The sequence below is a fragment of the Streptomyces sp. CNH189 genome, assembly GCF_000527195.1.
In genome coordinates this window covers 105,303-118,200 of the sequence record NZ_AZUS01000020.1, presented here as the reverse complement: position 1 = coordinate 118,200, position 12,898 = coordinate 105,303, and the positions used below count along the sequence as shown (strand labels likewise).

Annotated in this window: 11 protein-coding genes; all 11 read left to right on the top strand. The window is 72.2% G+C overall.

Annotated features, from left to right (window positions below; all coding sequences use genetic code 11):
* Positions 1-44: 44 nt before the first annotated feature.
* On the top strand, positions 45-638 hold the full coding sequence (locus tag B100_RS0125415) for a TIGR03086 family metal-binding protein (protein WP_024887232.1): 594 nt from the start codon (positions 45-47) through the stop codon (positions 636-638).
* Between the two features lie 498 nt (positions 639-1,136).
* Complete coding sequence (locus tag B100_RS0125410) at positions 1,137-1,838, top strand: GntR family transcriptional regulator (RefSeq protein WP_024887231.1); 702 nt, start codon at positions 1,137-1,139, stop codon at positions 1,836-1,838.
* The gene (locus tag B100_RS0125405) at positions 1,835-2,785 is read left to right on the top strand and encodes a dihydrodipicolinate synthase family protein (RefSeq protein ID WP_024887230.1); all 951 of its coding nucleotides are present in this window, start codon (positions 1,835-1,837) and stop codon (positions 2,783-2,785) included. Before B100_RS0125410 ends, B100_RS0125405 begins: the two co-directional genes overlap by 4 nt.
* The gene (gene araD, locus B100_RS0125400) at positions 2,773-4,503 is read left to right on the top strand and encodes an L-arabinonate dehydratase (protein WP_024887229.1); all 1,731 of its coding nucleotides are present in this window, start codon (positions 2,773-2,775) and stop codon (positions 4,501-4,503) included. The genes B100_RS0125405 and araD overlap by 13 nt, the downstream gene beginning before the upstream one ends.
* Before the next feature lie 120 nt (positions 4,504-4,623).
* Positions 4,624-5,556 carry a carbohydrate ABC transporter permease gene (locus B100_RS0125395; RefSeq protein WP_024887228.1) on the top strand — a complete coding sequence of 311 codons (933 nt, stop codon included), beginning with the start codon at positions 4,624-4,626 and terminating at the stop codon, positions 5,554-5,556.
* Positions 5,553-6,449, top strand: a complete 897-nt coding sequence (locus B100_RS0125390) for a carbohydrate ABC transporter permease (RefSeq protein ID WP_024887227.1) — start codon at positions 5,553-5,555, stop codon at positions 6,447-6,449. Before B100_RS0125395 ends, B100_RS0125390 begins: the two co-directional genes overlap by 4 nt.
* Entirely contained in the window at positions 6,446-7,630 is a 1,185-nt protein-coding gene (locus tag B100_RS0125385) for a Gfo/Idh/MocA family protein (RefSeq protein WP_024887226.1), read from the top strand. The genes B100_RS0125390 and B100_RS0125385 overlap by 4 nt, the downstream gene beginning before the upstream one ends.
* Positions 7,627-8,472, top strand: coding sequence for a DUF6807 domain-containing protein (locus tag B100_RS0125380; protein ID WP_024887225.1), 846 nt, complete (start codon positions 7,627-7,629; stop codon positions 8,470-8,472). Before B100_RS0125385 ends, B100_RS0125380 begins: the two co-directional genes overlap by 4 nt.
* Positions 8,469-10,046, top strand: a complete 1,578-nt coding sequence (locus tag B100_RS0125375; protein WP_024887224.1) for a glycoside hydrolase family 43 protein — start codon at positions 8,469-8,471, stop codon at positions 10,044-10,046. The genes B100_RS0125380 and B100_RS0125375 overlap by 4 nt, the downstream gene beginning before the upstream one ends.
* Positions 10,043-11,410 (top strand): ABC transporter substrate-binding protein, encoded by a 1,368-nt coding sequence (locus tag B100_RS0125370; protein ID WP_024887223.1) that lies wholly within the window; start codon positions 10,043-10,045, stop codon positions 11,408-11,410. The genes B100_RS0125375 and B100_RS0125370 overlap by 4 nt, the downstream gene beginning before the upstream one ends.
* Positions 11,411-11,525: 115 nt before the next feature.
* On the top strand, positions 11,526-12,851 hold the full coding sequence (locus B100_RS0125365; RefSeq protein ID WP_024887222.1) for a polysaccharide lyase family 1 protein: 1,326 nt from the start codon (positions 11,526-11,528) through the stop codon (positions 12,849-12,851).
* The last annotated feature ends 47 nt before the right edge of the window (positions 12,852-12,898 follow it).

The following is a 12,898-nucleotide window of genomic DNA, read 5'->3' as shown; positions in this document are numbered from 1 at the left end:
CGTCCGGTCACCCCTTCGTACGCCACCGCCTCCCGGGAGCAGCCATGACCGACACTCCGCTCGACTTCGGACCGCAGACCAGGATCGTCGCCCGCCTGGCCGAAGGGGTGACCGACGCGCAGCTGGCGAACGGTACACCGTGCCCCCGGTACGCCGTACGCCATGTCCTGGGCCACCTCCTCGGACTGTCCGTCGCCTTCCGTGACGCGGGCCGCAAGGATCTGGGGGCCACCACGGACACCGCTCCGCAGGCCGCCCTGCCGGACGTCGGACCCGCCTGGCGCGCCGAACTGCCCAAGGCGCTCGACGAACTCGCCGAGGCCTGGCGGGATCCGGCGGCCTGGACCGGCATGACGCGCGCCGGGGGCATCGACATGCCGGGCGAGGTCACCGCCGCCGTCGCCCTCGACGAACTGGTCGTCCACGGCTGGGACCTGGCGCGCGCGACCGGGCAGCCGTACACGCCCGACCCCGCCGCCCTGGAGAGCGCGCACGCCTTCCTCCGGGCCGCCGCCGAGGAGGGCGACCGCGGCGAGGGCATCTTCGGGCCCCTCGTCCCCGTCCCGGCCGGCGCCCCGCTGCTGGACCGCACGCTCGGCCTCAGCGGCCGCGACCCGGGCTGGACCCGGCAGGCGTGAGGACGGCCCGGACCGCGCGGAGGGGGAGCGCGGTCCGGGCCCGTCCTGAGAGCCCCGCAGCCCGGTGACGGCGGCGACGTGGGGCGTTCCGCGTTTCGCCGCCTCGCGGGAGCAGGCGGTCCGGCGCCGCCCGGACGCCGTTGCGGTGCGCGTGGGACGACGGTAAGTCCGCGGTGCGCGTCGGACGACGGCACGTCCCCGCGCCGTATGCACGCCGTCCGGACAGCACCGGACCCGCCGCCCGTACGCGCGTCAACCGGACCCCCCTCGCCCGGCCGGACGGGCTCCTTCCGCCGGCGGCTCCCGGCAGCTTCCGCCCGCACCCTCCACAGGAGCCGCGACCGCCTCGTGAGAAGCAATCGCACCTTCCTCTGTCAGAAGCATTGACGAAACCCCGGGTCACTCCTACGGTCATCCGCGTCGTACTTCGTACGTCATATATGAGACGCGATACGCGAGATCCGATACGCGATCCGACGCGAGATCCGAGAGGCGCGCATGACCTCTGTGCCCACGCCGATCCCCTCCCGCACGCAGTACGTGCTGGAAGAGATCAAACGCCGCATCCTCACCGGCCGGTTCACCCCCGGCCAGGCCCTGGTCGAGACCGACCTCGCCGCGCAGTTCGGGGTGTCCAAGACCCCGGTGCGTGAGGCGCTCAAGACCCTGGCCGGCACCGGCCTGGTGGTGATGAGCCAGTACAAGGGCGTCACGGTGCGCATGGTCGACGCGGACATGGCGCGCGAGGTCTACGACGTGCGGCTGCTGCTCGAACCCGAGGCGCTCAAGCGCGCCGTGCGCCGAGGCGCGTCCCTGAACGACGCCCGCGAGGCGCTCACCCGGGCCGCCCAGGCCACCGACACCGCCGAACGCTCCCTCGCCAACCGGGAGTTCCACCGCGCGCTGTACGTGCCCTGCGGCAACCCGCTGCTCGGCCGGATGCTCGACGAGGTCCGCGACCAGGCAGCCCTGGTCTCCGCGGTCGCCTGGGCCGCCGACCCCTCCTGGGAGCGGGAGGCCGACGAGCACCGCGTGATCCTCGACCTGGCCCTCGCCGGGGACGCCGACGGCGCCGCGCGGGCCCTGCACGCGCACATCGCGTCCTTCGTGCGACGCGCGTTCCCCGAGGCGGAGTTCGAGGCGGAGTTCGCGGCGGATCTCGCGGCGGCGGAGGAATCCCGGAAGGACGGTCAGGCATGACGACGTCTCCCACCCAGGCGCGCGCACACCGCGCGGCCGGGTCCCCGTCGTTCGAGCCGCAGCGTGCGGCCCTGGCCGGCGTGGTGGCGATCCCCGTCACCCCGTTCGCCGAGGACGGCTCCGTCGACCCGGACACCTACCGGGTGCTGCTGCGCCGCCTCCTCGACGGAGGCATCACCACCCTCACCCCCAACGGCAACACCGGCGAGTTCTACGCCCTCACCCCCTCCGAGCGGCGCCTCGTCACCGAGCTGACGGTCGAGGAGGCCGGCGACCGGGCCGCCATCCTGGTCGGCGTGGGCCACGACGTGCCCACCGCCGTCGCCTCCGCGCGGCACGCCCGTGACCTCGGCGCGCAGATGGTGATGGTGCACCAGCCCGTCCACCCCTACGTCTCGCAGAGCGGCTGGGTCGACTACCACCGGGCCATCGCCGAGGCCGTGCCCGAGCTGGGCGTCGTCCCCTACCTCCGCAACGCGCAGCTCACCGGCGCCCGGCTCGCCGAACTCGCCGACGCCTGCCCGAACGTGATCGGCGTGAAGTACGCGGTGCCGGACGCCGCCCGGTTCGCCGCGTTCGCCCGGGACGCGGGACTGGAGCGCTTCGTGTGGGTGGCGGGGCTCGCCGAGCCGTACGCCCCCTCCTACTTCTCCGCCGGGGCGACCGGCTTCACCTCGGGCCTGGTCAACGTCGCCCCGTCGGTGTCGCTGACCATGCTGGAGGCGCTGCGCTCCGGCGACTACCCGACCGCCATGAAGGTCTGGGAGCAGATCCGCCGCTTCGAGGAACTGCGCGCCGCCAACGGCTCCGCCAACAACGTCACCGTCGTCAAGGAGGCCCTCGCCTCCCTCGGGCTGTGCCGCCGCGAGGTCCGCCCGCCCAGCAGGCCGCTGCCCGAGAGCGAGCGCGCCGAGGTCGCCGCCATCGCCGCCGGATGGTCGATATGAAGTCCCCCGAAGAGCTCCGCAGCCACCAGTGGTACGGCACCGACGGCCTGCGCTCCTTCAGCCACCGCGCCCGTACCCGCCAGCTCGGCTACCTGCCCGAGGAGCACCTGGGCAAGCCGGTCGTGGCCATCCTCAACACCTGGTCCGACATCAACCCCTGCCACGTCCACCTCCGCGACCGCGCGCAGGCTGTCAAGCGGGGCGTGTGGCAGGCGGGCGGCTTCCCGCTGGAGTTCCCGGTCTCCACCCTCAGCGAGACCTTCCAGAAGCCGACCCCCATGCTCTACCGCAACCTCCTCGCCATGGAGACCGAGGAGCTGCTGCGCTCGTACCCGGTCGACGGGGCCGTGCTGATGGGCGGCTGCGACAAGTCGACGCCCGCCCTGCTGATGGGCGCCGCGAGCGCCGGACTGCCCGCCGTGTTCGTCCCCGCCGGGCCCATGCTGCCCGGGCACTGGCGCGGCGAGACCCTCGGCTCCGGCACCGACATGTGGAAGTACTGGGACGACAAGCGGGCCGGTGTCATCGGCGACTGCGAGATGCAGGAACTGGAGAGCGGTCTGGCCCGCTCGCCCGGCCACTGCATGACCATGGGCACCGCGTCCACGCTGACCGCCGCCGCGGAGGCGCTCGGCGTCACCGTTCCGGGCGCCTCCAGCATCCCGGCGGTCGACTCCGGACACGACCGGATGGCCGCGAAGGCGGGCATGACGATCGTCGACCTGATCCACAAGGGCCGTGGGATCGGCGACATCCTCACCGCGGACGCCTTCGAGGACGCCGTGACGACCGTCCTCGGGCTCGGCGGCTCCACCAACGCCGTCATCCACCTGATCGCCATGGCCGGACGCGCGGGAGTGAAGCTCACCCTCGACGACTTCGACCGCGTCGCCCGCACCGTCCCGGTGCTGGCCAACGTGCGGCCGGGCGGACAGACGTACCTGATGGAGGACTTCCACTTCGCGGGCGGGCTGCCCGGGTTCCTCTCCCGGATCCCGGACCTGCTGCACCTGGACCGGCCCACCGTCTGCCACGACACCCTGCGCGACCAGCTCGCCGGCGCGCGGGTGCACGACGACGACGTGATCCGTACCCGCGACAACCCGGTCGCGGCCGAGGGCGGGGTGGCCGTGCTGCGCGGCAACCTCTGCCCGGACGGCGCCGTCATCAAGCACATCGCCGCCGAGCCGCACCTGCTGAAGCACACCGGTCCCGCCGTCGTCTTCGACGACTACAGGGAGATGCAGCGGACCATCAACGACCCGGCGCTGGGCATCACCGCCGACAGCGTGCTGGTGCTGCGCAACGCGGGGCCCAAGGGCGGCCCGGGCATGCCCGAGTACGGGATGCTGCCGCTCCCCGACCACCTGCTCAAGCAGGGCGTGCGGGACATGGTCCGTATCTCCGACGCCCGCATGAGCGGCACGAGTTACGGCGCCTGCGTGCTGCACGTCGCCCCCGAGTCGTACGTCGGCGGACCGCTCGCGCTGGTGCGCACCGGCGACCCGATCACCCTCGACGTCGAGAACCGCACCCTCAGCCTCGACGTGGACGACGAGGAGCTGCGCCGGCGCCGCGCGGAGTGGACACCGCCGCCCGCGCGGTACGAGCGGGGCTACGGCGCGCTCTACAACGACCAGATCACCCAGGCCGACACCGGCTGCGACTTCGAGTTCCTCGCCCGCCCGGGCACCGTCCAGGACCCGTACGCGGGCTGACCCGCCCGCACGGGCGGACACGGCCCCCGCACACCCATGCAGAAAGCGCTTCCTACCGCGCACGAGAGCCACCCAGCCAGGCACCGCACAGCACGACGTACCGAGAAACGGAGAACAGTCATGGCCCAAGCCGCAGCCGTGGCGAAACCGCCCGCGCCACCGAGGCGGCGCCGTGCCTCCGCCACACCCCGCAGACTCCCCTACCTGCTGATCGCGCCGGCCGCCCTGCTCATGCTCGGGTTCATCGCCTACCCGGTGCTCAGCGTCTTCTGGTACAGCCTGCAGGAGTACAACCCCACCAAGCCCTGGCGGAACGGCTTCGCGGGCCTCGACAACTTCACCCACATCTTCACCGAGGACCCCCTCTTCTGGGACACCCTGGTCTTCAGCGCCAAGTGGGTGTTCGTGGAGGTCGGCCTGCAACTGCTGTTCGGACTCGCCCTCGCCCTCATCGTCAACCAGACCTTCGTGGGCCGGGCCCTCGGCCGCGCGCTGGTCTTCTCCCCGTGGGCCGTCTCCGGCGTGCTGACTTCCGCGATCTGGGTGCTGCTCTACAACTCCCAGACCGGCATCACCCGTTACCTCGCGGACATGGGCGTCGGCGAGTACGGCGTCAGCTGGCTGTCGGACACCTCCACCGTGTTCCCGGCGGCGGTCGTCGCCGACCTGTGGCGCGGCGTCCCCTTCTTCGCGATCCTCATCCTCGCCGACCTCCAGTCCGTCTCCAGGGACCTGTACGAGGCCGCCGAGGTGGACGGCGCCGGCCGGATCAAGCAGTTCCTGCACATCACGCTGCCGCACCTGAAGGACGCCATCATCCTCTCCACGCTGCTGCGCGCCGTGTGGGAGTTCAACAACGTCGACCTGCTCTACACGCTGACCGGCGGCGGACCCGCGGGTGTGACCACGACGCTGCCGCTGTACATCGCCAACACCTCCGTCGACGCCCATGACTTCGGCTACGCGTCGGCGCTGACCACGGTGGCGTTCGTGATCCTGCTCTTCTGCTCGATGGTCTACCTGCGGCTGAGCAAGTTCGGAGGCGAGAAGTGATCACCAAGGAGGCCACCGCGGCCGCCCCCGCCCCCGCGCCCGCCGTCCCGGAACCGCCCCGGCCCGCGAAGAAGCGCCGGGCCTGGGACGAGGCACCGCGCTGGCAGATCTACCTGCCGCTCGGCATCTACCTCGTCTTCACCCTGATCCCCTTCTACTGGATCCTGCTGTTCGCGCTGCGCCCGGCGGGCTCGACCTCGCTGGTGCCCTGGCCGATGACCACCGCCCACTTCGAGAAGGTGTGGACGGACCGGAGCTTCGGCACCTTCTTCCAGAACAGCGTCCTGGTCGGCGTCGCCACCCTGGTCATGACGACCCTGGTCGCCCTGGCCGGCGGCTACGCCCTCGCCCGGTTCGACTTCAAGGTCAAGCGGGCGTTCATGCTGGCGCTGCTCTGCTCCCAGTTCGTGCCCGGCGCGCTGCTCCTGGTCCCGCTGTTCGAGATCTTCGCCGAACTGCAGATGATCAACTCCCTCGGCAGCGTCATCCTCGCCGAGACGGTGTTCCAGCTGCCGCTGTCGATGATCCTGATCAGCAACTTCATCAAGAACGTGCCGTACTCCCTGGAGGAGGCCGCCTGGGTCGACGGCTGCAACCGGTTCCGGGCCTTCCGGGTGGTGGTGCTGCCGCTGCTGCGGCCCGGCCTGATCGCCGTCGGCTCCTTCGCCTTCGTGCACTCCTGGAACCACTTCCTGTTCGCCCTGATGTTCCTCAACAACCAGGAGAAGCAGACCATCCCGGTCGGCCTCAACACCCTGATGAGCGCCGACAGCGTCGACCTCGGCGCGCTCGCCGCGGGCGGCATCATCGCGGCCGTCCCCGTCGTGGTCGTGTTCGCCTTCATCCAGAAGTGGCTGATCACCGGGTTCAGCGCGGGGGCGGTGAAGGGATGAGCGCCCCCCCGACCGCGCCCGGCACCCCGCTGCCCGTCGTCCTCGCCGGCGCCCGCGGCCACGGCCGTTGGCATGTCGACAACATCCGCGGGCTGCAGGCGGCAGGCGTCGTACGGCTCGTGGGCGTCTGCGAGCTCACCCCGCTCACCGAAGACGAGTTCGGCGGCGAACTCCCGCCGCAGTCGCCCGACTTCGGGGCGCTCCTCGACTCCACCGGCGCCCGCGCCGCGGTGATCTGCACCCCCATCCCCACCCACACGGACCTCGCCCTCACCGCCGCCTCCCGGGGTGTGCACCTGCTGCTGGAGAAGCCCCCGGCACCGTCGTACGCCGAGTTCCGCAGGATGGCCGACGGGGTCGCCGCGGCCGGCGTCGCCTGCCAGATCGGCTTCCAGTCGCTCGGCTCCCACGCCCTGCCGGCGATCCGCGGCCTGGTCGACGAGGGCGCCGTCGGCCGGGTGACCGGGGTCGGCGGGGCCGGCGCCTGGGTGCGCCCGGAGGCGTACTTCCGGCGGGCGCCCTGGGCGGGCCGGCGGCGCCTCGACGGTGTCGACGTGGTCGACGGGGCGCTCACCAACCCCCTCGCCCACGCCGTCGCCACCGCCCTCGCGCTCGCCGGCAGCACCCGCGCCGAGGACGTCGCCGACATCGAGACCGAACTGCTGCGCGCCCACGACATCGAGTCCGACGACACCTCCTGCGTCCGCGTCACCACCGTGCAGGGCGGCTCGGTCACCGTCGCCGCCACCCTGTGCGCGGAGCGGGCCGACGAGCCGTACGTGGTGGTGCACGGCACCAGCGGCCGGATCACCTTCTGGTACAAGCAGGACCGCGTGCTGCTCCAGCGCGCGGGCCACGGCCCCGAGGAACTGCGCTTCGGCCGCACCGACCTGCTGGAGAACCTCGCCGCCCACCTCCGGGACGGCACCCCGCTGCTGGTCACCCCCGACGACACGGGCGCCTTCATGCAGGTCGTGGAGGCGATCCGCAGCGCCCCCGACCCGGCCCCGCTGCCCGCCGAGGCCTGGCACCGCGTCCCCGGCGAGGACCGCCGGGTCGTCCCCGGCGTCGACGCCCTGGTCGCCGCCTCGGCGGACGGCCTGTCCCTCTACTCCGAGCTGGGCGCCCCCTGGGCCCGGCCCGCCCACCACCACCTGCCGAAAGTGGTGAGCACCCGATGACCGGCAACGACTCCGTGGTGCTGCGCGTCGCCGGCCGGCCCGTCGGCCGCTACGTCACCCGGCCGGAGCTGCCGGCCCGGCTCTCCCCACGGCCGTTCCTGCACCCCGTCACCACCCTGGCCGGCACGGCGGTCACCGAACTGAGCCCCGCCGACCACGCACACCACCTCGGCGTCGGTGTCGCCGTCCCCGACGTCGAGGGGTTCAACTTCTGGGGCGGACGCACCTACGTCCGCGACCGCGGGTCCACCGAGCTGGACAACCACGGCGCCCAGCGGCACACCGCCTACCAGCGGCGCGAGGCCGACGGCTTCACCGAGGAGCTGCGCTGGATGGCCGCGCCCGGCGAACTGCTGCGTGAACAGCGCACGGTCACCGCGACCGCCCTCACCGCCGGCGCGTGGGCCCTCGACCTCAGTTTCGCCCTCACCAACGTCTCGGGACGCCCGCTGTCCGTCGGCAGCCCCGCCACCAACGGCCGCCCCGGCGCCGCCTACGGGGGCTTCTTCTGGCGGGCCCGCAAGGAGGACACGGCGCCGGACGTGTTCACCCCCGGCTCCGAGGGGACGGACGCGGTGCACGGGCGGACCGCCGACTGGCTCGCCCTGGCCGGCTCCACCTGGACCCTGGTCTTCGCCGGGGCCACCGGGGCGACCCGACGCGACCCCTGGTTCGTCCGGACCGGCGAGTACCCGGGGGTCGGCTCCTCCCTCGCGTACGACGCACGGCTGCCGCTCCCGCCGGGGGAGACGGTGGAGCGCCGGGTCGTCACCGTCGTCGCCGACGGCCGGCTCGGCCGCGAGGAGGCGGCCGCCCTGGTCGCCGAGGCGGTGAGCCCGTGAGCGCCGACCCGGCCGGGCCCGTCTACCGCAACCCGGTCCTGAACGCCGACTGGTCCGACCCCGACGTGATCCGCGTCGGCGACGACTTCTACCTCACCGCCTCCAGCTTCGGCCGGGCCCCCGGACTGCCCCTGCTGCACTCCCGCGACCTCGTCAACTGGAGCCTTGTCGGCCACGCCCTGCAACGCCTCGAACCCGAGGGCGAGTTCGCGGTGCCCCGGCACGACTGCGGGGTATGGGCACCGTCCCTGCGCCACCACGAAGGGCGCTTCTGGATCTTCTGGGGCGACCCCGACCAGGGCATCTTCCAGGTCAACGCCCCCGCGATCCGCGGCCCGTGGACCCGCCCGCACCTGGTGAAGGCCGGCAAGGGCCTGATCGACCCCTGCCCCCTGTGGGACGACGAGAGCGGCGAGGCGTACCTCGTGCACGCCTGGGCCAAGTCCCGCTCCGGCGTCAAGAACCGCCTCACCGGCCACCGGATGCACCCGCACGGCACCGAACTCCTCGACGAGGGCATGGTGATCGTGGACGGCGACCGCATCCCCGGCTGGTTCACCCTCGAAGGGCCCAAGCTCTACAAGCACGACGGCTGGTTCTGGATTCTCGCCCCCGCCGGGGGAGTGGAAACCGGCTGGCAGGGCGCCTTCCGTTCCCGCGCCTTCTTCGGCCCGTACGAGGAGAAGGTGGTCCTGGAGCAGAAGGACACCGACGTCAACGGCCCGCATCAGGGCGGCTGGGTGCGCACCCCGTCCGGCGAGGACTGGTTCCTGCACTTCCAGCACCGCGGCCCCTACGGCCGGGTCGTCCACCTCCAGCCGATGCGGTGGGACGAGGACGGCGGCTGGCCGGTGATCGGGGACGACGGTGCCCCCGTCACCGAGCACCGCCGCCCGGACCTGCCGCCGCAGCCGCCCGCCGCGCCCGCCACCGACGACGACTTCCCCGGCGGACGTCCCGGCCGCCAGTGGCAGTGGACCGCCAACCCCCGGGACGGCTGGGCCACCCACCACTCCGCCGACGGCCTGCGGCTCACCTGCGTCCGCAGCGCCGACGCCCACGACCTGCGCCTGCTGCCCCACGTCCTCACCCAGCGGTTGCCCGGTACCCCCTGCACCGTCGAGGTGGACCTGCGGCTCGACGGCACCGAACCCGGGGCGCGCGCCGGGCTCGCGGTCCTCGGGGACGCCTACAGCTGGATCGGCCTTCGGCGCGGGACGGACGGCACGGTGCACCTGGTGCACCGGTTCGCCGAGACGGCCGCGGAGCAGGAACGGGACGCCGCGCCCCCGCGTCCCGTCCCCGACGGCCGGGCCCGGCTGCGCGTCGACATCGACGCCGGCGCGCGCTGCCGCTTCTCGTACGAGACAGGGGACGGCACCGGGGGCGGCACGGAGCACGGCCCCTGGGGCGGGTTCCGCCCCTCCGGCCAGGTCTTCGCCGCAACCCCCTGGCGCTGGGTCGGCGCTCTGCTCGGCCTGGTCGCCCTGGCGCCCACCGGTCAGGGACACGCCGGTACCGCCACGTTCACGCAGTTCAGGATCCGCATCCAGGAGAAGAGAGCCGACCGATGAAGATCAGCATTCTCAGAACCAGCACGGGCAGCAGGCGCCGCCGCACGTCGGCGGCCGTCGCCCTCGGTGCCGTCCTCGCCCTGACCGCCACCGCCTGCGGTGACGACGGCAGCGGTGCGGGCGGCGACAAGGGCGCCGAGGGCAGCGGCACGGGGAAGATCGTCTTCTGGGACAACAACGGCGGTGTCCGCACCGACATCTGGAAGGCGATCATCGCCGACTTCGAGAAGGCCAACCCGGACATCGACGTCCAGTACGTCGGCATCGCCTCCACCGAGTACCAGTCGAAGGTCGACACGGCCATCCAGGGCGGCGGCCTGCCGGACGTGGGCGGCATCAGCGCGTCGATGCTCGCGGGCTTCGCCGCCCAGGGCGCGCTCGAGCCTCTCGACGAGCGGCTGGAGGGCTCGTCGCTCAACGGCAAGCTGAACAAGGACATGATCGAGTCGCTGCGCGCGGCCGGCGGCGGGGACGACCAGCTGTACTCCGTGCCGACCTCCGCCAACAACGGTGTTCTGTACTACCGCACCGACATGTTCGAGAAGGCGGGCCTGGAGGAGCCGACCACCTGGGACCGGTTCTTCACGGCCGCGGAGAAGCTCACCGACAAGGGCGGCAACCGCTTCGGCTACACCATCCGCGGCGGCGCCGGCTCCATCGCCCAGGCCCTCGACGCGGTGTACGGGCAGTCCGGGATCACCACGTTCTGGGACTCCACCGGCAAGAAGACCACGGTCAACGACCCGAAGAACGTCAAGGCGCTGGAGAAGTACGCGGGCCTGTTCAAGAAGGTCACCCCCGCCGCCGACCTCAACAACGACTTCACCAAGATGGTCGCCCAGTGGGACTCGGGCGAGATCGGCATGCTGAACCACAACCTGGGTTCGTACCAGGACCATGTGAAGGCGCTGGGCGCGGGCACGTTCCGGGGCATCCCGCAGCCGGTCGGCCCCGACGGCAAGCGCGTGCAGGTGTCCAACCCCGTCGACGGCATCGGCCTGTTCAAGAGCTCCAAGAACAAGGACGCGGCCTGGAAGTTCATCGAGTTCGCCACCTCGGCGCAGTCGAACTCGAAGTTCAACGAGTCGGCGGGGCAGGTGCCGGCGCACGCGGACGCCGCGAAGGACGCGTGGATCGGCAAGGCGGAGCCGACCAAGCTGGCGGCCGAGGCGCTGAGTGACGGTTCGACCACCATCGTGCAGCTGCCCTACTACCTGCCGGACTGGAACACCATCTCCAAGGCGGACAACGAGCCGAACTTCCAGAAGGTGCTGCTCGGGGACATGAGTGCGAAGGCCTTCCTGGACGGGCTGGCCGAGCAGCTGAACGAGGCTCAGGCCGAGTGGGACGAGCAGATGGGGTGACGTCGGTTCGGGACGGCCCGTTGGTCTTCGGCTGCGGGCCGTCCCCGGCCGGGCGCGCAGTTCCCCGCGCCCCTGAGAGGGCGCTTCACATCCCTGCGAACAGGAGAGCCGCACCATGAACGTTCATGTATGGCATGCTCATGCCAGGAGAGCCGGTGTGCTGGCCGGCTGCACCGCGCTCGTGCTGGCCCTGACCGGTACCGCCGCGCAGGCCCACACGCCCGCGCACCGCGACCCCGCCCGCCAGACCCTGCCCGCGGGCGACGGCTGGGCCTCGTACGGCACCGGCACCACCGGAGGCGCCGCCGCCGGTACCGCGCGGGTCCGCACCGTGACCGACTGGGCCCAGTTCACCGCGGCCCTCGCGGAGGGCGGGGACGCCCCGAGGATCATCAAGGTGAAGGGCACCCTCGACGCCGTCGCCGCCGGCTGCGACGCGCTCGCCGCACCTGGCTACGACTTCGACGCCTACCTGGAGACGTACGCCCCCGACACCTGGGGCCTGGACCGGGACCTGACCGACGAGCCCGACGACAGCCCCGAGGGCCTGCGCCGCGTCTCCGCCGCCAACCAGGACGCGGCCATCAAGGTGAACGTCCCCTCCAACACCACGATCATCGGCGTCGGCCGGAACGCCGCGATCAAGGGCGCCAGCCTGCAGATCAAGGGCGTGGACAACGTCATCGTCCGCAACCTCACCCTGGAGAGCCCCGTCGACTGCTTCCCGCAGTGGGACCCCACCGACGGCGACCGGGGCAACTGGAACTCCGAGTACGACACCGTCGTCGTGTACGGCTCCACCCATGTGTGGCTGGACCACAACACCTTCACCGACGGCACGCACCCCGACAGCGCGGCCCCGACCCACTTCGGCATGCTCTACCAGCAGCACGACGGCGAACTGGACGTCGTGCGGGGCGCGAACTACGTCACCGCCTCCTGGAACGTCTTCACCGAGCACGACAAGACGATCCTCATCGGCAACAGCGACAGCGAGTCCACCGCCGTGGGCGACCGCGGCAAGCTGAAGGCGACCTTCCACCACAATCTGTTCTCGGACCTCACCGAGCGGACACCGCGCGTGCGCTTCGGCCAGGTCGACGTCTACAACAACCACTTCAGGGCCGGCTCCGGCTACGGCTACAGCTTCGGCGTCGGCAAGGAGTCCCAACTCGTCGCCGAACACAACGCGTTCAGCCTGCCCCAGGGCGTCAGCCCGGCGAAGGTCCTCAAGCGCTGGAACGACTCGCCGCTCACCGCCCGGCACAACCTGGTCAACGGCAGGCCCGTCGACCTGATCGCCGTGCACAACGCGGAGATCCCCGAGGAGACCCTGCGCTCCGGCGCGGGCTGGACGCCCACCCTGCGCACCGCCGTGCACCCCGCCTGGGCCGTCCCTGCCCTGGTCCACCTCGGCGCGGGCGCCGGCCGCCTGCGCTGACCCGCCCGTCCTGCCGGGACGCCGGTGCGGTCCGCCCCCACAGCGGA